This is a genomic window from Streptomyces sp. NPDC088706 (genome assembly GCF_044752765.1).
In the GTDB taxonomy this organism is placed as follows: Bacteria; Actinomycetota; Actinomycetes; order Streptomycetales; family Streptomycetaceae; genus Streptomyces.
Genome location: NZ_JBIVLW010000007.1, coordinates 155,739 through 178,421, shown reverse-complemented (window position 1 = coordinate 178,421; position 22,683 = coordinate 155,739). Strand labels below are relative to the sequence as shown.

At 71.7% G+C, this 22,683-nt stretch carries 27 protein-coding genes; 3 read left to right on the top strand and 24 right to left on the bottom strand.

What is annotated here, in order from left to right:
- Positions 1-271 precede the first annotated feature (271 nt).
- From ACIQAK_RS19080 to ACIQAK_RS19030, 11 genes are all read right to left on the bottom strand, one after another.
- Positions 272-1,420: an AI-2E family transporter gene (locus ACIQAK_RS19080; RefSeq protein ID WP_366389106.1), complete on the bottom strand. Its 1,149-nt coding sequence runs from the start codon at positions 1,418-1,420 to the stop codon at positions 272-274.
- 138 nt (positions 1,421-1,558) lie between these two features.
- A complete protein-coding gene (locus tag ACIQAK_RS19075; protein WP_370454205.1) occupies positions 1,559-1,636 on the bottom strand; it encodes a 50S ribosomal protein bL37 in 78 nt (25 codons plus the stop codon).
- A 140-nt stretch (positions 1,637-1,776) separates the two neighbouring features.
- Complete coding sequence (locus ACIQAK_RS19070) at positions 1,777-2,202, bottom strand: DUF4190 domain-containing protein (protein WP_366389107.1); 426 nt, start codon at positions 2,200-2,202, stop codon at positions 1,777-1,779.
- Positions 2,203-2,293: 91 nt separating this feature from the next.
- Positions 2,294-2,512, bottom strand: coding sequence for an MbtH family protein (locus ACIQAK_RS19065; protein WP_366389108.1), 219 nt, complete (start codon positions 2,510-2,512; stop codon positions 2,294-2,296).
- A gap of 112 nt (positions 2,513-2,624) precedes the next feature.
- Positions 2,625-3,506 (bottom strand): siderophore-interacting protein, encoded by an 882-nt coding sequence (locus tag ACIQAK_RS19060; RefSeq protein WP_366389109.1) that lies wholly within the window; start codon positions 3,504-3,506, stop codon positions 2,625-2,627.
- A 152-nt stretch (positions 3,507-3,658) separates the two neighbouring features.
- Positions 3,659-4,648 carry a hydrogenase expression/formation protein HypE gene (gene hypE, locus ACIQAK_RS19055; protein ID WP_366389350.1) on the bottom strand — a complete coding sequence of 330 codons (990 nt, stop codon included), beginning with the start codon at positions 4,646-4,648 and terminating at the stop codon, positions 3,659-3,661.
- A gap of 103 nt (positions 4,649-4,751) precedes the next feature.
- On the bottom strand, positions 4,752-5,948 hold the full coding sequence (hypD, locus tag ACIQAK_RS19050; protein WP_366389110.1) for a hydrogenase formation protein HypD: 1,197 nt from the start codon (positions 5,946-5,948) through the stop codon (positions 4,752-4,754).
- Complete coding sequence (locus tag ACIQAK_RS19045; RefSeq protein ID WP_366389111.1) at positions 5,945-6,274, bottom strand: HypC/HybG/HupF family hydrogenase formation chaperone; 330 nt, start codon at positions 6,272-6,274, stop codon at positions 5,945-5,947. The genes hypD and ACIQAK_RS19045 overlap by 4 nt, the downstream gene beginning before the upstream one ends.
- 14 nt (positions 6,275-6,288) lie before the next feature.
- Entirely contained in the window at positions 6,289-8,676 is a 2,388-nt protein-coding gene (gene hypF / locus ACIQAK_RS19040; protein WP_366389112.1) for a carbamoyltransferase HypF, read from the bottom strand.
- A complete protein-coding gene (hypB, locus tag ACIQAK_RS19035; RefSeq protein ID WP_366389113.1) occupies positions 8,673-9,446 on the bottom strand; it encodes a hydrogenase nickel incorporation protein HypB in 774 nt (257 codons plus the stop codon). Before hypB ends, hypF begins: the two co-directional genes overlap by 4 nt.
- Complete coding sequence (locus ACIQAK_RS19030; RefSeq protein ID WP_366389114.1) at positions 9,430-9,852, bottom strand: hydrogenase maturation nickel metallochaperone HypA; 423 nt, start codon at positions 9,850-9,852, stop codon at positions 9,430-9,432. Before ACIQAK_RS19030 ends, hypB begins: the two co-directional genes overlap by 17 nt.
- Positions 9,853-9,925: 73 nt before the next feature.
- Here ACIQAK_RS19030 and ACIQAK_RS19025 point away from each other — a divergent pair, with 73 nt between their 5' ends.
- Complete coding sequence (locus ACIQAK_RS19025) at positions 9,926-10,330, top strand: helix-turn-helix transcriptional regulator (protein WP_366389115.1); 405 nt, start codon at positions 9,926-9,928, stop codon at positions 10,328-10,330.
- Here ACIQAK_RS19025 and ACIQAK_RS19020 read toward each other — a convergent pair.
- The 11 genes from ACIQAK_RS19020 to ACIQAK_RS18970 form a co-directional block, all read right to left on the bottom strand.
- Complete coding sequence (locus ACIQAK_RS19020) at positions 10,306-10,410, bottom strand: DUF6893 family small protein (protein ID WP_401366534.1); 105 nt, start codon at positions 10,408-10,410, stop codon at positions 10,306-10,308. The two genes, ACIQAK_RS19025 and ACIQAK_RS19020, sit on opposite strands and share 25 nt — an antisense overlap.
- A 22-nt stretch (positions 10,411-10,432) precedes the next feature.
- Entirely contained in the window at positions 10,433-10,987 is a 555-nt protein-coding gene (locus ACIQAK_RS19015; protein WP_366389116.1) for a hydrogenase maturation protease, read from the bottom strand.
- Positions 10,984-12,435 (bottom strand): hypothetical protein, encoded by a 1,452-nt coding sequence (locus ACIQAK_RS19010; RefSeq protein WP_366389117.1) that lies wholly within the window; start codon positions 12,433-12,435, stop codon positions 10,984-10,986. Before ACIQAK_RS19010 ends, ACIQAK_RS19015 begins: the two co-directional genes overlap by 4 nt.
- Before the next feature lies 1 nt (position 12,436).
- Positions 12,437-13,096 (bottom strand): DUF6084 family protein, encoded by a 660-nt coding sequence (locus ACIQAK_RS19005; RefSeq protein WP_366389118.1) that lies wholly within the window; start codon positions 13,094-13,096, stop codon positions 12,437-12,439.
- Positions 13,093-13,749: a DUF5947 family protein gene (locus tag ACIQAK_RS19000; RefSeq protein WP_366389119.1), complete on the bottom strand. Its 657-nt coding sequence runs from the start codon at positions 13,747-13,749 to the stop codon at positions 13,093-13,095. The genes ACIQAK_RS19005 and ACIQAK_RS19000 overlap by 4 nt, the downstream gene beginning before the upstream one ends.
- Positions 13,746-14,660 carry a NifU family protein gene (locus tag ACIQAK_RS18995; protein WP_366389120.1) on the bottom strand — a complete coding sequence of 305 codons (915 nt, stop codon included), beginning with the start codon at positions 14,658-14,660 and terminating at the stop codon, positions 13,746-13,748. Before ACIQAK_RS18995 ends, ACIQAK_RS19000 begins: the two co-directional genes overlap by 4 nt.
- A gap of 26 nt (positions 14,661-14,686) precedes the next feature.
- Positions 14,687-16,477, bottom strand: coding sequence for a nickel-dependent hydrogenase large subunit (locus ACIQAK_RS18990; protein ID WP_366389121.1), 1,791 nt, complete (start codon positions 16,475-16,477; stop codon positions 14,687-14,689).
- A gap of 78 nt (positions 16,478-16,555) precedes the next feature.
- Positions 16,556-17,638: a hydrogenase expression protein HypE gene (locus tag ACIQAK_RS18985; RefSeq protein WP_366389122.1), complete on the bottom strand. Its 1,083-nt coding sequence runs from the start codon at positions 17,636-17,638 to the stop codon at positions 16,556-16,558.
- A gap of 237 nt (positions 17,639-17,875) precedes the next feature.
- The gene (locus tag ACIQAK_RS18980) at positions 17,876-18,439 is read right to left on the bottom strand and encodes a type 1 glutamine amidotransferase domain-containing protein (RefSeq protein WP_366389123.1); all 564 of its coding nucleotides are present in this window, start codon (positions 18,437-18,439) and stop codon (positions 17,876-17,878) included.
- A 52-nt stretch (positions 18,440-18,491) separates the two neighbouring features.
- Positions 18,492-19,607: a glutamate--cysteine ligase gene (locus tag ACIQAK_RS18975; protein WP_366389124.1), complete on the bottom strand. Its 1,116-nt coding sequence runs from the start codon at positions 19,605-19,607 to the stop codon at positions 18,492-18,494.
- A 7-nt stretch (positions 19,608-19,614) separates the two neighbouring features.
- Complete coding sequence (locus tag ACIQAK_RS18970; RefSeq protein WP_366389125.1) at positions 19,615-19,842, bottom strand: DUF5133 domain-containing protein; 228 nt, start codon at positions 19,840-19,842, stop codon at positions 19,615-19,617.
- A gap of 216 nt (positions 19,843-20,058) precedes the next feature.
- On the opposite strand from ACIQAK_RS18970, the gene ACIQAK_RS18965 reads away from it, so the two are divergent.
- Positions 20,059-20,310 (top strand): hypothetical protein, encoded by a 252-nt coding sequence (locus ACIQAK_RS18965; RefSeq protein WP_366389126.1) that lies wholly within the window; start codon positions 20,059-20,061, stop codon positions 20,308-20,310.
- A gap of 88 nt (positions 20,311-20,398) precedes the next feature.
- Here the strand turns inward: ACIQAK_RS18965 and ACIQAK_RS18960 are convergent, their stop codons facing one another.
- Positions 20,399-20,527: an LPFR motif small protein gene (locus ACIQAK_RS18960; protein WP_267881533.1), complete on the bottom strand. Its 129-nt coding sequence runs from the start codon at positions 20,525-20,527 to the stop codon at positions 20,399-20,401.
- 232 nt (positions 20,528-20,759) lie between these two features.
- Between ACIQAK_RS18960 and ACIQAK_RS18955 the strand changes: the two genes are divergently transcribed.
- Entirely contained in the window at positions 20,760-22,283 is a 1,524-nt protein-coding gene (locus ACIQAK_RS18955; protein WP_366389127.1) for an MFS transporter, read from the top strand.
- A gap of 71 nt (positions 22,284-22,354) precedes the next feature.
- Here the strand turns inward: ACIQAK_RS18955 and ACIQAK_RS18950 are convergent, their stop codons facing one another.
- Positions 22,355-22,558, bottom strand: a complete 204-nt coding sequence (locus ACIQAK_RS18950; RefSeq protein WP_003964323.1) for a cold-shock protein — start codon at positions 22,556-22,558, stop codon at positions 22,355-22,357.
- Positions 22,559-22,683: the final 125 nt, after the last annotated feature.

Below are 22,683 nucleotides of genomic sequence, written 5' to 3'. Positions count from 1 at the left end.
AGCGCCGCCCTCGCTTGTTAGACGCCGTGTCTAGCAAGCTTATTAGACGCAAGGTATAGCAAGAGGGGGCGCGGGCCTAGCCCCGTGCGGGATTCTGTACGAGCTCTCCACGAACCGGCGTGCCGCAGGGCGGAGAGGGACGACACAAAGCCGGCCTGCCTCGGTGACGCTGAGGCAGGCCGGCCGGGTCCGAACCGCGCGGAGATCGCGCGGTGGGGCCAAGGGGCTTCGCCGGGCGGGCGGTTACGCCGCCACGCACGGCCGTAGGGCGCTACGCGGGAACGGGGGCATCGGCATCCGGGGTGCCCGGGGCGGGCCCCGGCTCCGGCCCCCGGTCCTGCCGCTCCGGCCCCTCCCCCGGGTCGCTGAGCTGCTCGCGTACGTAGTTCCAGATGACGGCGATCAGTGCCGCCGCCGGGACCGCGAGCAGGCTGCCCACGACTCCGGCCAGGCTGCCGCCGAGCGTCACCGCCACCAGCACCACCGCCGCGTGCAGGCCCAGACCGCGGCTCTGGATCATGGGCTGGAAGACGTTGCCCTCCAGTTGCTGCACCGCGATGATGATCGCCAGCACGATCAGCGCGTCCGTCAGACCGTTCGAGACCAGCGCGATGAGCACCGCGACGAAACCGGCGAAGACCGCGCCCACGATCGGCACGAAGGCGGAGATGAACGTCAGCACCGCCAGCGGAAGCACCAGAGGCACGTCCAGGATCCACAGGCCGATGCCGATGAGGACGGCGTCCAGCAGACCCACGAACGCCTGGGACCGGACGAACGAGCCGAGCGTGTTCCAGCAGCGTTCGGTCACGACGGGGACGTCGGTGGCGAGACGGCCGGGCAGCTGACGGGCGAGCCACGGGAGGAAGCGCGGACCGTCCTTCAGGAAGAAGAACATCAGGAAGAGGGCCAGGATGGCGGTGACCAGGCCGCTGAAGACGGTGCTCACGCCGGTGACCGCCGTGGTGACGACACTGCCCGCACTGTTCTCGATGCGGTCGACGGCGGCGTCGAAGGCGCCGGTGATCTGGGCGTCGCTGATGTTCAGCGGCGGCCCGGAGGCCCAGTCGCGCAGTCGGCCGATGCCTTCGACGACGCCGTCGGCGAGTTCGCCGGACTGGGAGGCGACCGGCACCGCGATCAGCGCGATGATGCCGGCGCCGACCAGGAGGAACAGCACGGTCACCAGGGCCGCGGCCGGGGCGGGACGCCATCCCCGGCGACGCAGGAACCGGGCCGGCGGCCAGGTCAGGGTGGTGAGCAGCAGACCCACTATGAGCGGCCACACCACCGGCCACGTCCGGCCCAGAAGCCACAGGGCGACGGCGGCCGCCAACAGGACCAGCAGCAGTTCGACCGAGACGCGCGCCGATCTACGGAGCGCGGCGGCGGTCTTTTCGGAACTCAACGTGGCAGACATGCGCACACCCTACGAGTGCTCCGGCCTGTCTCCCGCATTCGCGGGAAGTGGTGGGCCCGGCGGCCACGCGTCGCCCGGCCGGAACAGGTCGAAGGGGCGGCACCGTGCGGTGCTGCCCCTTCGGCCCCCGGCCCGGCCTCAGCTCTGCGGGCGCTTGCCGTGGTTGGCGCCGTTCTTGCGGCGGGCCTTCTTCTTACGACGTCGCTTCGAGGACATCGAACCCTCCTCTTTTCTCTGCTCGGTTGGGCACGCGCGATCCGCCGGAGTGACGGACCGGGCGGTGAGGAGGACCACTCCTCGCCCCTACCGTCACAAACTCGGGCCGCGGTGGCAAACCGCCGTCCCGCCGTTCGAGGTCAATTGGACAGGTCCTTGCCGAACTCGTCCGCGCAGCGGTCCTCCTCGGCCTGGCTGTTCGCGCTCTGCATGCAGTCCTCAAGGTTCTTGAAGGAATCCGAGTTGAAGACGGATATGCCGACGATGAGGACGATGACCGAGCCGATCAGCCCGAGCGCCCCGAGGACGGCGCCGACGATCGCCATGACCCGGCGCGGGGCCCGCCCCTGCCGGGCGCGGAGTGCGCCGAGGATGCCGAACACCGGGGCGAGGAGGCCCAGAAGGAGTCCCCCGACGACCGTCCAGAAGAAGAGGCAGGCGAGCAGACCCAGGACGAGAGCGGTGACCGCGAACCCGTTGCTCCGGGCGGGTTCCGGAGCGCCGTAGCGCGCCTCGTACTGCGGCTGGTCCGCGTTCGGCTGCTGAGGGTAACTGGGTATGGACATCGGATGGGAACTCCTTACCAAAAGTTGTCCTGTCCATATGCCCCAACAGACCGTCCGCATGCAAGCCCGGCCCGCGCCCACCCCCGAGGCCTCACGCCGGGTCGGCCGCCGCGCCCCCCAGCAGGCTCTTGGGCCGCAGGTCGGTCCAGTGCTGTTCGACGTAGTCGAGGCAGGCCTGGCGGGAGTCCTCCGGGTGCGCCACGGTCCAGCCGGCGGGCAGCTGCGCGAAGGTGGGCCACAGGGAGTGCTGCCCCTCGTCGTTGACAAGCACCAGGTAGGTGCCGTTCTCGTCCTCGAACGGGTTGGTCACCGATTCTCCTCAAGCTCGGGTAAGGCTCGCTTCGTCAAGCGATGGCGACCTTACCCACCTCGTTCCCGGCAGACTCATCGAATCCCGCAACTTCCTTGCCCAGGAGCTTGGTTCACAGCCCCAGGTCGCTCAGGCGCGCCTCGTACCGGATGGTGAGATCCTCCTCGTCGTCGACCGGTTCGTCCCACAGGGCCACCAGTTCGGCGCGCACGGCGTCCGGCAGGGCCTCGTACCGCTCGTTCCAGGTGTCGGCGTTCGGGATCCAGTAGCCGACGACCTTGAACCGGGTGGCGGGCAGTCCCAGCTCCTTGCGGAGGTAACGGCGCACGGTGCGCAGGGCGTTGGTCTCGCCCGCGACCCAGATGTAGCCGCCGGTCATGTCGGTTCCGGCCGGGATCGCGGCGCTCACCAGCTCGGCCAGCCGACTGGCTCCGTGCCCGTTGCCGCCGTAGGTCCAGGTCACCTTGGTGTCGGGCAGCGGCTGGACGGCCTCGGTCCCCGGCAGTTCGACGACCACGCGGGTGGCGACGCCGTGCGGGGTGTTCTCCAGCAGACGGGCCACGGCGGGCAGGCCCGTCTGGTCGGCGATCAGCACCTGCCAGGCGAGGTCGTCCGGGGGGCTGTAGAGGCCGGTCGGGTCGTTCACGCCGAGCACGTCCCCGGGCCGCGCGTCGGCCACCCAGGTCGAGGCCACGCCGTGGTCGTGCAGCACGAAGTCGATGTCGATCTCGCGGCTCTCCGGGCGCACCGCCCGCACCGTGTACGTACGCATCGGGGCGACCGGCCGGCCCTCGGGAGTCTCCCAGCCCTTCTCCGTCGTGACGGGCAGGGAGATGTCACCGCGGTCGGGGCCGTGCGGGAAGAAGAGGCGTATGTACTCGTCGCCGACCCCCGTGGACTCGAAGCCCGCGAGCCCTTCGCCGTGCAGCGTGACCCGGGTCATGGTCGCGGTGAGCGGCTGGACTCGGGCGACGACGGCTCGGTGGATCGTCATGGACACTGCCCCTTCGTACGCGTGATCGGCCCGAACGGCTCCGATTCGACTTAGGACAGCCTAACCTTCAGTGGCGCTGTGTTCGATACCGCCCAGGGATCGCAGCCGTCCGGGCGAGGGGACGCGCCGCCTCCTCGCCCGGACGGCAGTTGTCAGCAGATCCGCGGCAGTTGCTCGCCCAGGGGCATGTCCACCACCCGGGTGCCGCCGAGGCCGGTGGCCGCCACGACCATGCCGGGGTGGTCCGCCACGCAGGTCCCGATGCGCACCGACTGCTTGCCGAGCGGGTGGGCGCGCATCGCCTCCAGAACGGTGTCGGCGTGGTCCGGCGGGACGAACGCGGCGAGCTTGCCCTCGTTGGCGACGTACAGGGGGTCCAGGCCGAGGAAGGAGCAGGCGTTGGCGACGGTGTCGGGCACCGGGAGGGAGCGCTCGTCGAGCGTGATGCCCACACCGGCGGCTCCGGCGATCTCGTTCAGCGAGGTGGCCAGGCCACCGCGGGTGGGGTCGCGCAGGACGTGGAGGTCCTGGCAGACGGCCAGCATGTCGGCGACCATACCGGCCAGGGAGACGGTGTCGCTCTGGATCTCGACGCCGAACTCCAGCCCCTCGCGCACGCTCATGATGGCGACGCCGTGGACGCCGATCTCACCGCTGACCAGGACCGCGTCCCCGGGGGCGGCCCGCTGCGGGCGGATGTCGACGCCGTCGGGGACCAGCCCGATCCCGGCGGTGTTGATGAAGATCCCGTCTCCGTGCCCGGCGTCGACGACCTTCGTGTCGCCGGTCGCCACGGTCACGCCGGCGGTGCGCGCGGCGTCGCCCAGCGCCTGGGCGACCCGGCCGACGACGGAGATCTCGATGCCCTCCTCCAGGATGAAGCCGCAGGAGAGGTAGGCGGGGACCGCTCCGGCCATGGCCAGGTCGTTGACCGTCCCGTTGACGGCGAGGTCGCCGATGGACCCGCCGGGGAAGAACAGCGGCCGGACGACGAAGGAGTCGGTGGAGAAGGCCAGCCGGGCGCCGCCCATCGTCAGGTGGGCGGAGTCGCCCAGTTCGGCGAGGACGTCGCTGCCGAAGGCGGGGGCGAAGAGGTGTTCCACCAGTTCGGCGGAGAGCGTTCCGCCGCCGCCGTGGCCCATGACGATGCGTTCGTGGTCGCGCAGGGGCGCGGGGCAGGTCCAGCCGGAGAAGTCGGCGGGGGCGGGGGCGGGCGCCGAGGAGGAGGCGGGGGCGGGGGCGATGTCAGCCAACGGAGCTCGCCTCCTTGGCCGGGGCGGTCTTGGTCGGAGCGTTCTTCGTCGGGGCGTTCTTCCGGGCCCCGTTCGTCGCGGCCTCGGGGGTCTCCTTCGGCGCCTCCAGCCGCCGGTACAGGTAGTACGCGGCGCACGCGCCCTCACTGGAGACCATGGTGGCGCCCAGCGGGTTGCGTGGGGTGCACTCCTTGCCGAACGCGGCGCACTCGTGCGGTTTGATGAGGCCCTGGAGGACTTCACCGCTGCGGCAGACCGTGGACTCCTCGGTCTTGATGCCGGTGACGGAGAAGCGGTGCTCGGCGTCGTACTCCCGGTACTTCGGCGACAGCCGCCAGCCGCTCCGCGGGATCATCCCGATGCCGCGCCAGGAGCGGTCGGTGACCTCGAAGACGTCGGCCAGCATCGCCTGGGCGGCCGGGCTGCCCTGCTCGTTGACGGCGCGCGGGTAGGCGTTCTCGACGGTGTGCCGGCCCGCCTCCAACTGCCGTACCGCCCGCCGGATGCCTTCGAGGATGTCCAGCGGCTCGAAGCCGGTGACCACGATGGGGACCCTGTGCCGAGCAGCGAGTTCCGGGTACTCCGTGGTGCCCATGACCGTACAGACGTGCCCGGCGGCGAGGAACGCCTGGACCTGGCAGTCCGGTGAGTTCATGATCGCGTCGATCGCCGGAGGTACCCGTACGTGGGAGACCAGCAGGCTGAAGTTGGGGATGGCGAGCTTCTTCGCCTGGTAGACCGTCATCGCGTTGGGCGGGGCGGTGGTCTCGAAGCCGATGCCGAAGAAGACGACCTGTTTCTCCGGGTTCTCCTGGGCGACGCGCAGGGCGTCCAGCGGCGAGTAGACCACCCGCACGTCGGCGCCCTCGCTCTTGACCTGGAACAGGTCGCGGCCGCTGCCCGGGACACGGAGCATGTCGCCGAACGAGCAGAAGACCACATCGGGGCGGGAGGCGATCTCCAGGGCCTTGTCGATGATCTCCAGCGGGGTCACGCAGACCGGGCAGCCGGGGCCGTGGATCAGCCGGATCTCGTCGGGCAGCAGCTGGTCGATGCCGTGGCGGATGATGGAGTGCGTCTGTCCGCCGCAGACCTCCATGAGGGACCAGGGCCTGGTGGTGAGCGCCCGGATCTCGTCGAAGAGCCGCTGGGCGAGGACCGGGTCGCTGAACTCGTCGAGGTATCTCATGACCGCGCCTCCTTCTCTCCTGCGTCGAGTTCGGTTCCGGCCGGGCGCCGGGCGCCCGCGTCCTTGGCCGCCTTGCCCCAGTGGTCGCCGAACTCCTCCTCCAGGACGCCGAGGTTCTCGAAGAGTTCCAGGGTCTGGCGCGCCGACTCCTCGTCGAGCCGTTGCAGGGCGAATCCGACATGGACGATGGCGTAGTCCCCCACCCGCATGTCGGGGACGTACTCCAGGCAGACGTCCTTGACGACGCCGCCGAAGTCGACCTTGGCCATTCGCGTGGCGTCGCGTTCCTCGATCTCCAGCACTCGGCCGGGTACGGCCAGACACATGGCGCTCTCCTCCCTCACTCCTTCGTCCGGGCGGCGACCATCAGCTGTCCCAGGGCGAGCCCGCCGTCGTTGGGGGGCACCTTGCGGTGTCGCAGTACGGTGAAGCCGTCCTCGGCGAGGCCGGCCGAACAGCCCTCCGTCAGCAGGGCGTTGCAGAAGACACCTCCGGTCAGGGCCACGGTGGCGATGCCCGTACGCTGCCGGGCCGCCGCGCACACGTCACGGACGAGGCCGGTCACCGCCCGGTGGAAGCGGCGGGCCACGGCCGGGGCCGGCGCACCGGCCAGGACGTCCGCAGCGGCGGCGGCCAGGACCGGTGACGGGTCGGCGATCAGGGGCAGCTCCGGCCCGCCCGGCTCTGCTCCCAGGATGAACCCGTACGCGCCACCGCGCCCGTCGTCGCCGCAGTCGTCCCGGGCGCCCAGCGCCGCGTTCTCCAGGCGCATGGCGGCCTCCGCCTCGTACTCCACCCGGTGGCAGACGCCCGCGAGCGAGGACACCGCGTCGAAGAGGCGGCCCATGCTGGAGGTGGGGACGCAGTTCAGGCCGCGCTCCAACTGGCGCTGAAGGAGCCGTCGTTCGCCGGGCGGGGCGATGGCGGTGCACGGCAGCTCGTCCGACCACGGCAGTCCCGCGGCGCGCAGGTGGGACAGCGCCATCCGGTACGGGTTGCGGACGGCCGCGTCACCGCCGGGCAGGGGTACGTACCGGAGGTGGGCGAATCGCTGGAAACCGTCGTAGTCCGCGATGAGCACCTCGCCGCCCCAGACGGCCCCGTCATCGCCGTACCCGGTGCCGTCGAAGGCGACACCGATGACGGGAGCGGTGCCGTCGAGCCCGTGTTCGGCCATCGTGGAGGCGACATGGGCGTGGTGGTGCTGGACCTGGCGCAGCGGGAGGCCGCGCGCCTCGGCGGTGCGGCGGGCCCACCGGGTGGAGCGGTAGCCGGGGTGGCGGTCGGCGATCAGCAGGCGCGGGGTGACGGTGGTGAGGGCGGTGAGATGTCCGGTGGCCTTCTCGAAGGCGGTCAGGGTGGAGAGGTCGTCCATGTCCCCGACGTGGGCGGAGAGCCAGGCGTAGCGGTCGTCGGCGGCGCAGAAGGTGTTCTTCAGGTCGCCGCCCACCGCGAGGGCTGGCAGGACGGGCAGCGGCAGGGCCAGCGGCAGTGGGGCGTAGCCGCGCGAGCGGCGGACCGGGAGCTCGGCCCCGGCGCAGATCCGGACCACCGAGTCGTCGCAGGGCACATGGATGGGCCGGTCGTGCTGGAGCCAGGCGTCGGCCAGGCCTTCGAGCCGGGCCAGCGCCTCGGCGTCGTCGGTGACGATCGGTTCGCCGGAGCGGTTCCCGCTGGTCATGACGAGGACGGGCGGTCCGGGCGGGTCACCGGGCAGGCCGAGGAGGAGGCGGTGCAGCGGGGTGTACGGGAGCATCACGCCGAGATCGGGGCTGCCGGGCGCGACACCGGGCGCCACCTCGGCGGACGGCGAGGCGTGGCGGCGCAGCAGGACGACCGGTTTACGGGGGCCGGTGAGGAGTTCGCGTTCGGCCTCGTCCACCCTGGCCAGGCGGTGGACGGTCGCCAGGGAGTCCGCGAGGACGGCGAAGGGCTTGCCGCCCCGGTTCTTGCGCTTGCGCAGGGTGCGTACGGCGGCGGGGTCGCCCGCGTCGCACGCCAGGTGGTAGCCGCCGATCCCCTTCACCGCGACCACCGCGCCCTCCGCCAGCAGTCGGCGGGCCTCCGCGAGCGCCCGGCTCCCGTGCAGCGCCCCCGGGTCCTCGGGGCCCTGCCGGAGGGTGAGGCCGGGGCCGCAGGAGGGGCAGGCGATCGGCTGGGCGTGGAAGCGGCGGTCGGCGGGGTCGGCGTACTCCCGGGCGCAGTCGGGGCACATCGGGAAGCCGGCCATGGTGGTGCGGGGCCGGTCGTAGGGCAGGCCGGTGACCACGGTGAACCGGGGGCCGCAGTGGGTGCATGTGATGAACGGGTGCCGGTGGCGCCGGTCGGCCGGGTCCGCGAGTTCGGCGAGGCAGGCGTCGCAGGTCGCGGTGTCCGGCGGGATCAGGGTGCGGCCGGTGCCGGAGGCCGAGGGGCGGATGGTGAAGCCGGGACCGTCGTTGAGGACGGGGACCGTGCGCGGCTCGACCGATTCGACGACGGCGAGCGGCGGGGCGCGGGTCCCGATCGCACCGGTGAAGGCGTCGACCGCGCCCACCGGGCCCTCGACCTCGGTACGGACGCCGTCGGCGTCGTTGGTGACCCAGCCGGTGAGGCCGTACTCGTCGGCCAGGGTGTAGACGAACGGGCGGAACCCGACGCCCTGGACCGCGCCGCGCACGGTGAGGTGGCGGCGGACCCGGTCCTGAGGCGTCGCCGTGGGCGGGGGCGGCGGGTCCGCCCTGGTCATCGCGGGGTTCCGGTCGGAGTCGGGGTGTGGGGGCGCTCGGCGGACGGAGTGTCGTCGTGGTGATGGTGCAGGTGCTTGGCGTGCTGCTGCGCGAGGACCGGCGTATGCGCCTCCTGGCCGTCCGCCGCGCGCAGGACGTGGGCGAGGATGTCGTCGACGCCCTCGCCGGTCCTGGCGGACGTCCCGATCACGGGAACGCCCGGGTTGACCTGCTGGACCCCGCCGAGGAATGCCTCCCGCCGGAACTCCACCGCCTCCGCGAGGTCCGTCTTGGTGATCACCACCAGGTGCGCGAGGCCGAAGGCCGCCGGGTATTTCACCGGCTTGTCCTCGCCCTCGGTCACCGACGCGAGCGCGATGCGCAGGGTCTCGCCGAGGTCGTAGGAGGCGGGGCAGACGAGATTGCCCACGTTCTCGACGAACAGCAGCCGGGTGCCGTCCGGGAGCCACCCCGCCAGCTCGGTGCCGAGCATGCCGGCCTCCAGGTGGCAGAGCCCGTCGGTGAGGATCTGCCGCACGGGCGCTCCCGAGCGGGCCAGCCGCAGCGCGTCGTTCTCGGTGGCGAGGTCGGCGGTGACGGCGGCGGCCGGGGTGCCGCCGGCGACGGCCCGGGTCAGCAGCGCCTCCAGCAGCGCCGTCTTGCCACTGCCGGGGCTCGACATGAGGTTGACGGCCGTGACGCCGCGATCGTCCAGGGTGCGGCGCAGCTCCACCGCGTTGGTGTCGTTCTTGGCCAGCACGGCCTGATGCAGGTCAACGGTGCGGCACATGGCTCGCCTCCGGTACGTCTTCTTCCCGCCGGTCCCCGTCGCCCTGTTCCTGGAGGACGTCGTCCAGGACCACCCGGGCGATCTCCAGTTCGCGCCCGCCGGTCAGACTCATCGCCCGTGAGCAGGCGCCGCACCACAGGTCCGGGGGCATCCCGGTCGCGGTGGCCCGGCCGCAGCCCTCGCAGTGGGCCCTTCCCTCAACAGTCTCGATCAGCAGCCGGGCGTCCGCCAGCACAGTGCCCTCGGCCGCCACGCCGAAGGAGAAGTCCAGCGCCCGCGGCACCACCCCGGACAGCTCCCCGACCCGCAGGGTCAGCGACCGGACCCGGGCGGTCCCGGCGCCGTGCTCGCGGACGGCGCTCTCCACCTGGTCGACGACGGCCACGGCGATGGACAGCTCATGCATGGCTCTCGCCCGCCCGGTGGCCGTACCCGTCCGAGTGGGCGGGCGGGGCCGGCCTGGCTACCCTGGGAGGACCATGCCCGGTCACGAGGTCGAACGGCGAGCGCTGCTCACCCCGGTCCTGCTCCTGCTCCTGGCGGAACGCCGGGGCCACGGCTACGAGCTGGTGCAGCGCCTGGGCGCGTTCGGCTGGGAGGAAGCCGAGTCGGCCCATGTCTACCGGCTGCTGCGGTCCATGGAGAAGTGCGGCGAGGTCACCTCGCAGTGGTGCACCTCCGCCTCCGGACCCGCCCGCCGCGTGTACGCCATCACTCCGCAGGGCGCCATGAACCTGGCCCTGTGGTTCGTCCGGCTGGGAGAACTGCACAGCACCCTCCATCTCTTCCTCAAGCGCTATGTGCAGCTGGAGGACATCGGGGGCGGGGACGAGCCGCCGCACCACGTGGGGCACGGGGACTACATCCGGCGCATGCGCAGGTAGCGCCGGACGTCGGGCACGCTCCTGGCGACTCCGTAGAGGGCCGCGAGGCCCGCGGCGACGCCGATCCACATCCAGTGCATCCTGGCCTCCCATGTCGTGTTCTCAGTTCTTCTGCGGTACGGGGGTGGTTCTCGGCGGTACGGGGGCGGCGTGCCGGTCCAGCAGGTCGAGCACCACGCCCACCGCCGCGTCCACCGCCCGGCCGACGGGCGGGCTGAGCCCGATCCCCTCCCCCGTGTCCCGGGGTTCGCAGCCGACGACGTACACCTCGCCGGGGAGCGTGCCGCCCGCGCCGGCGTGCAGGTCGTGCAGCAGGCCGAGCACGGTGGCGGGGTCCATGGCATGGGTGTCCAGCGGGCCGGGCCGGTGGTGGGCGTCCGGGGGCCGGGGCCCCACGTCGACGGTGTACAGCGTGCCGGGCGGACCGCCCCGGCTCACCAGGTCGACGAGGACGAGGGTGCGGTAGCCCTCCAGGAGCCGGTAGGCGAGGTGCACCCCGCGGATGCCGGCGTCCATCAGCTCGGTCCCGGGCGGCAGGCGGGACGGGTCGAGGCCGCCGAGCTTGCGGACCGTCTCCACCCCGAAGCCGTCGTCCTGGAGGAAGATGTTGCCGACCCCGGCGACGAGGGTGCGCCCGGCTGTTCCCGTACCGGTCATGGCTCCTCCTCCCGCAGCGGCGCCACCTCGTCCGGTTTGAAGTAGAGGAAGCGGCCCTGCTGGCGGCGGATGTCGGTGCCCGGGTCGTCGTCCAGGACGACGGCCAGGTGCAGTTCCCCGTCCAGGTCCGCGACGACCGCTTCGACCGTGGCCCGGCAGCCCCGCAGGAACGTGTCCTGGGCGTCCGTGCGGCGGGCGCCCGGGGAGAGGAGGACCCGGCTGCCCTCGCCCACGGCCTCGCCGTCGATGGAGACGGTGGAGGGGGCGTCGGCCGCCTCGGGGTCCTGCTGCGGGTCCCACCAGGGGTGCCCGGGGCCTTCGGGAAGGGTCGGTCCGGCAGTCGGCCGGCCGGGGGCCTGCTCCTCCCCCGTGGCCTCGCGCAGCCCGCGGATCGCCCCGTGCAGCCGCTCCCGTACCGCCTCCGGCATGGCGTCCACCAGGTCGATGACCTCGGCGGCGCGGTCGTCGGTGCCGCGCGCCTCGCGCTTCTCCCGCTCGGTGAGCGCGGCGGTGCGCAGCGAGAGGATCTCGTCGATCTCGGTGGCGTCGTAGAGCGGGCCGGGGCTCTCGTCCGCGAGGGCGGGGTGGTCCTCCAGGATGATCGGCGAGGAGAGCACCAGGTCCTCGCGGTCCGCCGGTCCTGCGAGGACGGGCCAGGTGTGCTCGTTGCGCAGCTCGGCGACGGCGGGGCGGGCCCACTCGGGCGGGTCCGTCATGGAGAGGAACCTGCCTCCCTGGACGGCCAGCAGCAGGTGGGCGCCGACCATGCTGTGCGGGAGGGCCGCCGTCCGGTCGCCGGCCGGGGCGTCGGTGGTGTTCCGCACGGTGACGGAGAGGCGTGTCACCCGGTAGGGGCCGGGGAGCTGTCGGGCCCTCGGGTGGACTTCGCCGGTCAGCCGCGCCCGCCGCCGTACGAGCCGTCCCAGGGGCCTGCCCCGGTCGTCCAGCACGGGTTCGTACTCGACGGCCGGCGGCAGGTCGAAGGTGACGGTACGGGCGTGGGCCTGCTCCCCCGCCAGTTCGGCGAGGGGCACGTGGAGCAGGACGCGCTCCTCGTGGCCCTCGTCCCACGGGACCAGGACCCGGTCGGGCAGCTCCAGTTCGGGCACCTCGGTGTACGTGCCGTCGGCGTCGAGCCGTTCGACGGTCCGCCGCCGTACGTGCAGGAAGCGCAGCTCGGCGTGGAGCCGGTCGGCGGTGCGGGGTTCGAGGAGGGTGTCGGTGCGCTGCTCCGCGTACTCGCCTCCGTGGGCCGTGCAGGCGGGCGGCACGAGGACGCCGAACTGCCAGCGCATCCGGTTCTTCGCGGACGAGGCGCGGTACGGGTAGAGGACGTACCCCTCGAACAGCACGGCGTCGGCGACCGCGCGGGCCCGGCCGAGAACGTCGTCGTAGCTCTCCGGCGGGGCCGGCGGGGCCGGTGAACCACGGCGGGCCTGGGTCGTCATCTCACTCCGCCCCCTTCGCTTCGGTGGCCTCACTCGCTCCGGCGGTGGCGAGCAGTTCCTCCAGGACCTGCTCCCACGAGGGCAGGGCGCGCGCCGAGCGGTAGCGGCGCAGGGACTCCAGGCAGTCCTTGCGCAGGCGCAGCCAGCCCGTGTTGGGGAAGTAGGACTCGATCAGCGCCCGCCAGACGTCCACGGGCATCAGGCAGGACGTCTCCTTGTGCCAGGGGATCGGCTCGGCGCGGAAGCCGTTGCGGCCGGTGAAGACCGTGCCGGAGAAGAGCATCAGCAGCGGTATCTCGCCGCGTGCCAGGGCCCGGAAGTACGAGGCGGAGGCGACCTCGGTGTCGTAGGTGCAGGGCACCGGGAGGTCGATGTGGGCGGTGCCGGTGAAGGCGGGCACGGTGATGGAGGCGTGGGCGAACTGGAGCGGTTTGAGGGTGCTGCTCCAGCGGCTGGGTTCGCCGAACAGGTCGCCCAGCATGTCGACCTCGTCCGGGTCGTAGGTGCGCTGCGCTGGTTCGATCCGGATCTGGCAGCGCAGGGCGACGGCGTGCACGGGCTGGTGGTCCAGCTCCTCGATGCGCAGACCGAACAGGAGTGTGGGGCTCGCGCCGAAGGGCTCGGGCCGTACGCCGGTGCAGCGGAAGTCGAGGTCGGTCACGGCGCGCCCCCGGAGTTCCCGGCGCCGGCGGCGTCGGTCTCGGCGGGCAGGGGACGGGAGCGCGCGGTGACGCGGCCGAAGAACTCCGCGATGTCCGCCCGGGCCTCGGCTCCGCCGTCGAAGCCCTTCCAGTGGAGCCGCATCCTGCCGACGAGTTCGTAGCAGACGTCGATCGGTACGAGGGTGCAGGTCGCTGCTGCTCCGCGCTCGGCGTGCAGCAGCAGCGCCTCCACGTCGTCCTGGAGCAGTCCGGCGAGGCGGGTGCGGCCGATGACCGCGTCCCAGGTGGCCGGGTCGAGTTCGCTCTCGGTCGCTCCGGCGGGGCTCGGGTAGAAGGCGGCGAACCGGTCGAGCGCGGAGTTGCGGAAGAAGAAGGCGAGGCCGACCGGGATCTGGAGCCGGTTCCGCCCGTCGTCGTCGAGGGTGAAGGCCGGATCGGTGAGGTAGCGGTCGGGGACGGCCCGGAAGCGGCCCTGTCCCGCGCCGGGCCGGGTGAAGAGCAGGTGGCAGGGCGGGCAGGAGCACTTGAGGGAGCGCCGGGTGGTGTCGACGAGGTGCCGGTGCTCGTCCGGCAGCGGCTCCCCGCACAGTTCGCACCGCTCCCCCGGTGGCGGGGGCCGCCGGGTGAACTGGGCGAGGACGCCCGCGCTCACGGTCCGGCCCCCAGCAGCTCGGGCAGCGCGACCCGGACGGCTCCCTCCTCCTCCAGAAGCGGCAGGGGCTCCAGGTGCGCGTGCTCGCCGCGTCCCGCGTGCCGTACGTCGAACCGGGCGGCGCACCCGGCGCAGCTCAGGAACTCCCCGTCGAGGGGGGCGGTGCGCAGGTCGGCCCCGCAGCCCGGGCAGCGGTCGCGGTAGGCGTACAGGTTGCCGGGGAGCCGGACGAGCAGGAGTGCGTTGCCCTGGACGTCGGCGACGCGGGTGGCGTGGTCGTGGGCGGGCAGGGCGGGGGTGGCGAGGGTGTGCCAGCGAGGCGGGTCGCCCGGCGCGGGTTCGGCCGCGGAGGACTCACCCGGGGCGTCGGCGGGCGGGTGCGGCAGGATCTGGAGCAGGGGCTGTCCACCGGCGGGCTCCTCGGTGACCCCTGCCACCTCGATGTGCGCGATCTCCGGTGCGAGGCGGGCGACGGCCTCCTCGATGGTCCAGCGCACGGTCTGGGTGGAGGAGGGGCAGCCGTCGCAGCTGCCGCGCAGCCGCAGGCGCAGCGTGGCGCCTTCGGCCGTCCCGGGGTCGAGTCCGGCCACCTCGACGTCGCCGGCGTGCGAGCCGAGGTAGGGCCGGACCTTGTCCAGGGCGCGGCCGACCCGGGTCATGGTGTCCTCGGGGTGCAGGTCGTGCAGGATCAGCAGGTCCCCGACGAGCTCGTCCGCGGTGAGCACGGCGAGCGGGTCCGCCCCGGCGGGGGCGGCGCGCAGCAGGCGTACGGTGCGGGCGAGGCCCTCGCCGTAGAACTCGACGACGCTGCGCATCAGTTCGTCGGCGGTCTCGCGGGCCTGCGGTCCGGCCTCGCGTCCCAGCCGGTCCAGCAGCTCGTTGATGCGTGTCCCGGGGTCGGCTCCCGCCATCGTGAGCCCCTTTCCTGGATTGCGGGTCAGCCGCCCGCCAGTCCGCTCAGCCCGGTCGGCATATGGGTCTGCTCGATGGTCCGGCCGCCGCCGACGTACATGTGGACACCGCAGGGCAGGCACGGGTCGAAGCTGCGCACGGCCCGCATGATGTCGATGCCCTTGAAGTTCTCGGGCGGGTTCTCCTCGAAGATGGGCGTGTTCTGGACGGCGTCCTCGTACGGTCCGGGGGTGCCGTAGCTGTCGCGGACGCTGCCGTTCCACGGGGTCGGCGGGTAGGGATGGTAGTTGGCGATCTTCCCGTCCCGGATGACCATGTGGTGGGACAGGACGCCCCGTACGGCCTCGGTGAAGCCGACGCCGATCGACTCGTCGGGGACGTCGAACTGCTCCCAGGTCTGGGTGCGTCCGGCGCGGACCTCCTCCATCGCCCGCTCGGCGAAGTGGAGGGCGGCGGCGGCCGCGTACGCCTGGAAGTAGGTGCGGGCCCGGTTGCGTTCGATGGCGTTGGACCACTTCGGGATCGTCCACTCCAGCGCCATCTCCGGCTTGGTCATGGTGCGGGGGAGGTTGATCTGGACGCTGTGGCCGGTGGCCTTGATGTAGCCGACGTCGACGAGTCCGGACAGGGCCGTGGCCCACAGGCGGGCGATGGGGCCGCCGCCGGTGTCCAGGGCGAGGTGGTCGGTGCCGTCGAACCAGCGGGGCGACATGACCCAGCTGTACTTGTCGTCGAAGTCCCGCTTCTGCGGGGCCGGGATGGTGTGCTGGTTCCAGGGGTGGCGCTCGTCCAGCTCGTTGCCGAGCGGGTCGCGCTCCACGAACTTGCCCATGCCCGCCCAGTCCTCGTAGTACGAACTGCCGAGCAGGATGCGGATGCCGAGGTTGATGTCGACGAGGCTGTTGGTGACGAGCTCGCCGTCGACCACGATGCCGGGGGTGACGAACATCCTGCGGCCCCAGTCGGCCATGTTGGCGTACGTGAAGTCGCAGTACTCGGGGTCGTTCAGGGCGCCCCAGCAGCCGAGCAGGATGCGCCGGCGGCCGACCTCCTCGTACCCGGGCAGCGCTTCGTAGAAGAAGTCGAAGAGGTCGTCGTGGAGCGGGACGACCCGCTTCATGAACTCCACGTACCGGGTGAGGCGGGTGAGGTAGTCGGTGAAGAGCTGGATCGTGGCGACCGTGCCGACGCCTCCGGGGTAGAGCGTGGAGGGGTGCACATGGCGGCCCTCCATCAGGCAGAACATCTCCCGGGTGTAGCGGCTGACCTGGAGCGCCTCGCGGTAGAACTCGCCCTCCAGCGGGTTCAGGGAGCGCATGATGTCGGCGATGGTGCGGTAGCCGTGGTCGGCGGCGTGGGGGGCCTCGGTGCGTTCGGCCAGTTCCAGGACGCCGGGGTTGGTCTCGCGGACCATGCGCTCGCAGTAGTCCACGCCGACCAGGTTCTCCTGGAAGATGTTGTGGTCGAACATGTACTCGGCGGCCTCACCGAGGTTGATGATCCACTCACCGATGTGCGGGGGCGCTACCCCGTACGCCATGTTCTGCGCGTAGACGGAACAGGTGGCGTGGTTGTCACCGCAGATGCCGCAGATGCGGCTGGTGATGAAGTGGGCGTCCCGAGGGTCCTTGCCCTTCATGAAGACGCTGTAGCCGCGGAAGATCGACGAGGTGCTGTAACACTCCGCGACCCGCTTGGCGGCGAAGTCGATCTTGGTGTGGATGCCGAGGCTGCCGACGATGCGCGTGATCGGGTCCCACGACATCTCCATGAGGCCGTCAGCGTCGACGGCGTGATTGCCGGTCGCAGTCGCCATGGTCCCGCGCCGCCTTTCCTGGTAGGTCGTCCTGCTCGCCCTGGCCCTACGGCCCTCCGCGATCGCCGGAGGCGGGGGTCACCAGGGCGGCCGGTAGCCGGTCTTGATGGTGTCGGTCTTGGTGCGCCACTTCGGTTCCTTGTCGGCCGTCTTCACGGTGAAGCTGCGCAGTCGGCGGATGACGGAGCCGTACGCCCCGCTCGCCGCCACCGAGACGTGGCCGCCGGGTGGCTCGTCCATGAACGGCATGAACTTGTCGGGGAAGCCCGGCATGGTGCAGGCGATGCAGATGCCACCGACGTTGGGGCAGCCGCCGACACCGTTGATCCAGCCGCGCTTGGGTACGTTGCACTTGACGACCGGGCCCCAGCAGCCCAGCTTGACCAGGCACTGCGGGGAGCCGTACTCCTCGGCGAACTGGCCCTGCTCGTAGTAGCCGGCCCGGTCGCAGCCCTCGTGGACGGTGGCGCCGAACAGCCAGGTGGGCCGCAGCTCCTCGTCCAGCGGGATCATGGGCGCGGCTCCGGCGGCCTGGTAGAGCAGGTACAGCAGGGTCTCGGACGCGTTGTCGGGGTGGACGGGACAGCCGGGTATGCAGACGATCGGGATGCCCGCCTTCGACTGCCACTCCCAGCCCAGGTAGTCCGGTATGCCCATCGCTCCGGTGGGGTTGCCCGCCATGGCGTGGATGCCGCCGTAGGTGGCGCAGGTGCCGATGGCGACGACCGCCAGGGCCTTGGGGGCGAGCCGGTCGAGCCATTCGCTGGTGGTGATCGGCTGGCCGGTCTCGGGGTCGTCACCGAAGCCGCACCAGTAGCCCTCGGGCTTGATGCGTTCGTTGGGGATGGAGCCCTCGACCACCAGGACGAAGGGTTCCAGCTCACCCCGGTCCGCCTTGAAGAACCACTCGATGAAGTTGTCGGCGCCCTGGACGGGCCCGCACTCGTAGTCGATGAGGGGCCAGTGGACGGCGACCTTCGGCAGGCCCGGCAGGGCGCCGAGCGCGAGCTCCTCGATGCTCGGCTGGGTGGCGGCGGTGAGGGACACGGAATCCCCGTCGCAGCTCAGCCCCGCGTTGATCCAGAGGATGTGGACGGTCGGGTCTTCCTGAGGTGTGTCAGGTGCGTCCGTGTCGGCCGTAGTGACGGTCGGGGCATCCATGAGCCCTCCTCGGGTCGGCCCGTTCCAGGATCGCTGACCAGCAGCCTGCTTCCTGGATACCGCGAGCACCTCCCGGCCGGTAAGTGCGCGGTGGCCCTATCGCCTCCGTGCACCCGTACCCGCCTCCCTGCACCCGCACGCGGACGGACGACGGCCCCCGCCGCGTGTACGCGGGCGGGGGCCGTCGTCGTCGGGTCGCCGGTGGCCGTGCCACCGGCTCCGGTGCGATGCCGTGCGTCAGGACTCGGTGAGCGCCGCGTCGATCTCGCGCAGGAAGTCCTTCAGGTCGTCGGGCGTCCGCGAGGTGATCAGCGGCCAGCCGCCCTCGTCGTCGCGGACCACCGACTTGTCGACCCAGGAGCCGCCGGCGTTGGTGATGTCGGTCTTGAGCGACGCGTACGAGGTCAGGGTCTTGCCCTGGACGTAGCCGCCCTCGATCAGCGCCCACGGGCCGTGGCAGATCGCCGCGACGGGCCGCCCGGAGGCCGCGAACGAACTGACGATCCGGGTGGTGGCGTCCTGGAGGCGCAGCGTGTCGGCGTTCAGCGTGCCGCCCGGCACCAGCAGGAGGTCGTACGCGGCGGGGTCGACGTCCGCCAGCGTGAGGTCGGGCCGCACCGTGTCGCCGGGGTCGCGGTCGCCCACGAGGGTGCGGATCTCGTCGTCGGAGACCGCCGCCACGCTCACCTGTGCACCGTTGTCGCGCAGGTGCTTCACGGGGACGACGAGTTCGTCCTGCTCGACCCCGTAGTTGGTGACGATCGCCAGGATCCGGCGGTTGCCGAGATCGGTGGTGGCCATGTGCTGCTCCTTTCCTCTTGCGTCATGCGGTGGTGTCCTCAGGTGGTCGTGCTCATCCCCCCGTGATGCGGACGCACTCCGCCACGGTGTCGCGGAGGCTCCCGGTGCGCTCCAGGATCTCGCGCTGCACCCTGGCCCCGTTGCCGCGCCGCTCCAGGGTGGCCAGCGCCTTCTGGGCCGCCTTCAGGTCGCCGCTGTCCTCCAGGGCGTCCCGGACATGGGCCAGCAGCGCCTGGAGCACGTCGGCCGCGGGCTCGGGCCGCAGGGTGAGCGGATGGATCAGCCGGTCCTCCAGCCCTGCCCGGGCGGCCTGCCAGGACGCCACGCGCAGCAGCGACACGTTGGTGTCCAGGGGAGGCACCCCCGCCCGCCACTCCCGCGCGGCGGTCTCCACCAGCCCTCGCACCAGCGTGGCCATCAGCACCGTGTCCGCCGGGTCCAGACAGACGTCCGCGACCCTGACCTCCACTGTGGGGTAGCTGTGCGAGAGGCGCGCGTCGAAGTAGACCATCCCCTCGTCCTTGAGCACGCCGGTGCCCACCAGGGACCGGACCTGCTCGTGGTAGCGCTCGGCGGATCCGTGCAGCTCCACGGGCCCGGCCGACGGCCACCTGCCCCATACCCGGCTGCGGTAGCTGGCGTACTGGCTGTCCTGGGCCTGCCAGAAGGGGGAATTGGCGCTCAGGGCGATCAGGGCCGGCAGCCAGCCGCGCACCCGGTCGAGCACCGCGACACCCTCCTCGTCCGATTCCACGGAGACGTGTACGTGGCATCCGCAGGTCAGCTGCTCCTGGGCGGTCAGCCCGAAGCGCTCCGCCAGCCAGCTGTACCGCTCCCCCGCCCCGATCATGGGGCTGACCGGCAGCGGCGAGGTCGCCAGGGCCGCCACCGAAGCTCCGACGTCGGCCGCGTGGCGGATCGCCTCGGCCCGCCACCGGTGCACCGCGTCGGCGATGTCGTCCATCTCCCGGCAGGGATGCGTGGCGAACTCCAGCTGTTGGCGGTGCAGCTCCGGCTCGAAGGCCGACTCCCCCTCCGCGTCCTTCTCGGCGAGCGCCAGCACGGCCGTGGACAGGGCCCGCGCCTCGCCGCTCTCCGGGTCGACCAGCAGCAGTTCTTCTTCCACACCCACGGTTCGCACCACAGTGCCCACCCCTTCAGTGATCATTCGGCGATCAGGCCGAGAGGATGGAGTCGTCCTCGGGACGAGCCCCCGGCAGCCGGTGCCGGGCGGCGACCAGCGCGCTGTCGACATCGCCCGTGCCCGTGGAGACGCACAGGGTGTAGGCGATGTCGTCCATGCGCTGCCGCGTCTCGGTGCTGCCGCTCTCCGCGTGCAGCAGGCGCAGGGCCTCGTACTGCTCGACCAGGTTGCGCAGCACGGTGGGGTGGGCCATCAGCATGCGGGGATCCTTCCGCGCGATTCTTCTTGTGAATGTCGTGCGCCCGGCTTGTGTACTCGGGCACAGCCCCGAGTACCCCCACCTGCGCGGACCACACCCCTGTGCGGGAAGTCTCCTCCGCCCCGGTCTCCGGTGAATCGTTCGCGCCGATACGGGTACCCAGCAGGACGAACGATCGCCCCCGGGCACTCCGGGGCAGCACGGAAGGAAGCTCTCATGACCGACCGCAGGCCGGAAGGCACCGCCTACACCGGGGATTCCGGCAGCCCGCCTCCCGTACCGGCGGACATGCCGGACCAGCAGAACCAGGAGGGGGAGGACCCCCTCGACATACCGGTTCCGGAGCGGGTCGCCCGCGAGAGCGGCGACCAGCCCGACCCGGACGAGGCGGGTTCGGGGCGGGACGAGCCACGCAACGCGGGCGCCCACCCCGAGGAGGACCCCACGCCGGACGAGTCCACGGGGTAGCAGCCCGCCCCGGGTGTGCGGGACATACGGAAGAATGCCGGCGCCCCCGATCCTCCGAGAGGATCGGGGGCGCCGGCATGTCCGTGGGTCAGTGGTGTCCGCGCGCTGAACTCGAAGCGCCTCCGAAGAGGCGGGCGAGGGCCCGGAAGGGCAGCGTGACCACGGTGGCGACAGCTCCTCCGATGGACCGCAGCACATCGGCGATGGCCTTCAGCATGTTGTCTCCTTCCCTTGGCGGCCCGGGATCTCCGGAACGTACGGCTGGGACAGCACGGGTACCCGGTTCGGGCCGCGCAACCTCAGAAGCGGCCGGGAAACGGAGGGTGGGAAGGCGAGGCGCGAGCCCGCGCGGCATACCCGGACCTCGTCGTTTCTCCGGTTTGATCTCCGGGTACCCGCGCTCCGCGCCGGACGGCGACACGGAAGGCCGCACCTGAGGAGGCACGCCGATGAGCGGCGAAGAGCAAGCCACCGGGACCGTTTCGACGAAGGTCCCGGCCAGACTGGACCGGCTGCCCTGGTCACGGTGGCACTGGATGATCGTGATCGGCCTCGGGACCGTGTGGATCCTCGACGGCCTTGAGGTGACCGTCGTCGGCAACATCGCCGGCCGGCTCTCCGAGGACGGTAGCGGACTGGCGATCACCGACGCCCAGGTGACCGGCGTGGCCGCGGCGCTCTATGTGGCGGGGGCCTGTTGCGGCGCGCTCTTCTTCGGGCGGCTCACCGATCTCTACGGCCGCAAGAAGCTCTTCCTGATCACCCTGGCGGTGTATCTCGGTTCCACCGCCATGACGGCGCTGTCCTTCTCCCCCTGGTGGTTCTTCCTCTTCCGCTTCCTCACCGGTTTCGGCATCGGCGGTGAGTACGCGGCCATCAACTCGGCCATCGACGAGCTGATCCCGAGCAAGTACCGCGGCCGGGTCGACCTGATCATCAACGGCAGCTACTGGTTCGGCGCGATGGGCGGCGCCCTGCTCTCGGTGGCCGCCCTCAACACCGACCTCTTCCCCAAGGACATCGGGTGGCGGCTGACCTTCGCGCTCGGCGTCGTGCTGGGGCTGGTCATCCTGCTCGTCCGCCGTCATGTGCCCGAGAGCCCCCGGTGGATGATCATCCATGGGCACCAGGAGCGGGCGGAGCGCCTCGTGGACGACGTGGAGCGGGGGGTCGAGGAGGAGAAGGGGCGCCCGCTGCCCGAGGCGGCCACGGAGATGACGATCCGGCAGCGCGAGAACATCGGGTTCGGCGAGATCGCCCGGACGGTCTTCCGCGACTACCCCAGGCGGGCGACGCTCGGCTTGGCGCTCTTCATCGGGCAGGCGTTCCTCTACAACGCGATCACCTTCGGCTTCGGCTCCATCCTGGTGAAGTTCTTCGACGTCTCCAGCGGGGCGACCGGGTACTTCTTCGCCGTCATCGCGTTCGGCAACCTGCTCGGCCCGCTGCTGCTGGGGCGCCTTTTCGACACCTGGGGGCGTCGCCCGATGATCGCGGGCACCTACATCCTGTCCGGTCTGCTGCTGTTCGTGACGGCCGGGCTGTTCGGCGCCGGCCTGCTCACCGCGACCACCATGACGGTGTGCTGGTCGGTGGTCCTCTTCTTCGCCTCGGCGGGCGCGAGCTCCGCCTATCTGACGGTCAGCGAGGTCTTCCCGATGGAGACGCGCGCCATGTCGATCGCCTTCTTCTACGCCATCGGCACCGCGGCCGGCGGCATCTCGGGGCCGCTGCTGTTCGCCCACCTCACGGAGAGCGGCGTGGTCGCCGACGCCGTCCTCGCCTTCTGTGTGGGCGCCGCGCTGATGGTCGCCGCGGGTGTGGTCGCCGTCTTCTTCGCCGTGGCGGCCGAGCAGAAGTCGCTGGAGGACATCGCCACCCCGCTCTCGGCCCGCGACGCCGGTGACTCCGGCGGCGGGGACGGGCAGGGCCAGGGGCGGAGCACCTCGCCGGGCGGGCGCTCGCCGGCCTGAGCGGCCGCTGACGCCCTCGGGCCCCCGGGACGCGATGCGTCCCGGGGGCCCGAGGAACTGTTCAACCCGGATCAGGCGGTGGTGATGTTCTCCGCCTGCGGGCCCTTCTGGCCCTGGGTGATGTCGAAGGTCACCGCCTGGCCTTCCTGGAGCTCACGGAAGCCGGTGGAGTTGATGTTGGAGTAGTGCGCGAAGACGTCGGGGCCGCCGCCGTCCTGCGCGATGAAGCCGAAGCCCTTTTCCGAGTTGAACCACTTGACGGTTCCGCTGGCCATGCCTGTACCTCTCAGCAGTAAACGGATCCGCACCGCGCGGACCCGGAGGTGATCGCCCTGGTTCTCAGGCACTGCACAGCAAAACGCCCGCGCCAGGCGCGGGCAGGTACTGCGAACCACGACAT

What these genes read in the sequence shown, in the direction of transcription:
- ACIQAK_RS19020 (WP_401366534.1), bottom strand. Translation starts at nt 10,410, where the DNA reads ATGCACTGGATGTGGATCGGCGTCGCCGCGGGCCTCGCGGCCCTCTAC.
- ACIQAK_RS18995 (WP_366389120.1), bottom strand. Translation starts at nt 14,660, where the DNA reads ATGGCGGGAGCCGACCCCGGGACACGCATCAACGAGCTGCTGGACCGG.
- ACIQAK_RS19010 (WP_366389117.1), bottom strand. Translation starts at nt 12,435, where the DNA reads ATGACGACCCAGGCCCGCCGTGGTTCACCGGCCCCGCCGGCCCCGCCG.
- hypB (WP_366389113.1), bottom strand. Translation starts at nt 9,446, where the DNA reads ATGTGCCGCACCGTTGACCTGCATCAGGCCGTGCTGGCCAAGAACGAC.
- hypD (WP_366389110.1), bottom strand. Translation starts at nt 5,948, where the DNA reads ATGAGATACCTCGACGAGTTCAGCGACCCGGTCCTCGCCCAGCGGCTC.
- ACIQAK_RS19045 (WP_366389111.1), bottom strand. Translation starts at nt 6,274, where the DNA reads ATGTGTCTGGCCGTACCCGGCCGAGTGCTGGAGATCGAGGAACGCGAC.
- ACIQAK_RS19030 (WP_366389114.1), bottom strand. Translation starts at nt 9,852, where the DNA reads ATGCATGAGCTGTCCATCGCCGTGGCCGTCGTCGACCAGGTGGAGAGC.
- ACIQAK_RS18965 (WP_366389126.1), top strand. Translation starts at nt 20,059, where the DNA reads ATGACCGACCGCAGGCCGGAAGGCACCGCCTACACCGGGGATTCCGGC.
- hypF (WP_366389112.1), bottom strand. Translation starts at nt 8,676, where the DNA reads ATGACCAGGGCGGACCCGCCGCCCCCGCCCACGGCGACGCCTCAGGAC.
- ACIQAK_RS18985 (WP_366389122.1), bottom strand. Translation starts at nt 17,638, where the DNA reads ATGGATGCCCCGACCGTCACTACGGCCGACACGGACGCACCTGACACA.
- ACIQAK_RS19015 (WP_366389116.1), bottom strand. Translation starts at nt 10,987, where the DNA reads ATGACCGGTACGGGAACAGCCGGGCGCACCCTCGTCGCCGGGGTCGGC.
- ACIQAK_RS19075 (WP_370454205.1), bottom strand. Translation starts at nt 1,636, where the DNA reads ATGTCCTCGAAGCGACGTCGTAAGAAGAAGGCCCGCCGCAAGAACGGC.
- ACIQAK_RS19025 (WP_366389115.1), top strand. Translation starts at nt 9,926, where the DNA reads ATGCCCGGTCACGAGGTCGAACGGCGAGCGCTGCTCACCCCGGTCCTG.
- ACIQAK_RS18990 (WP_366389121.1), bottom strand. Translation starts at nt 16,477, where the DNA reads ATGGCGACTGCGACCGGCAATCACGCCGTCGACGCTGACGGCCTCATG.
- ACIQAK_RS19080 (WP_366389106.1), bottom strand. Translation starts at nt 1,420, where the DNA reads ATGTCTGCCACGTTGAGTTCCGAAAAGACCGCCGCCGCGCTCCGTAGA.
- ACIQAK_RS18980 (WP_366389123.1), bottom strand. Translation starts at nt 18,439, where the DNA reads ATGGCCACCACCGATCTCGGCAACCGCCGGATCCTGGCGATCGTCACC.
- ACIQAK_RS19070 (WP_366389107.1), bottom strand. Translation starts at nt 2,202, where the DNA reads ATGTCCATACCCAGTTACCCTCAGCAGCCGAACGCGGACCAGCCGCAG.
- ACIQAK_RS18970 (WP_366389125.1), bottom strand. Translation starts at nt 19,842, where the DNA reads ATGCTGATGGCCCACCCCACCGTGCTGCGCAACCTGGTCGAGCAGTAC.
- ACIQAK_RS18950 (WP_003964323.1), bottom strand. Translation starts at nt 22,558, where the DNA reads ATGGCCAGCGGAACCGTCAAGTGGTTCAACTCGGAAAAGGGCTTCGGC.
- ACIQAK_RS19060 (WP_366389109.1), bottom strand. Translation starts at nt 3,506, where the DNA reads ATGACGATCCACCGAGCCGTCGTCGCCCGAGTCCAGCCGCTCACCGCG.
- ACIQAK_RS18955 (WP_366389127.1), top strand. Translation starts at nt 20,760, where the DNA reads ATGAGCGGCGAAGAGCAAGCCACCGGGACCGTTTCGACGAAGGTCCCG.
- ACIQAK_RS18975 (WP_366389124.1), bottom strand. Translation starts at nt 19,607, where the DNA reads ATGATCACTGAAGGGGTGGGCACTGTGGTGCGAACCGTGGGTGTGGAA.
- hypE (WP_366389350.1), bottom strand. Translation starts at nt 4,648, where the DNA reads ATGGGCCACGGCGGCGGCGGAACGCTCTCCGCCGAACTGGTGGAACAC.
- ACIQAK_RS18960 (WP_267881533.1), bottom strand. Translation starts at nt 20,527, where the DNA reads ATGCTGAAGGCCATCGCCGATGTGCTGCGGTCCATCGGAGGAGCTGTC.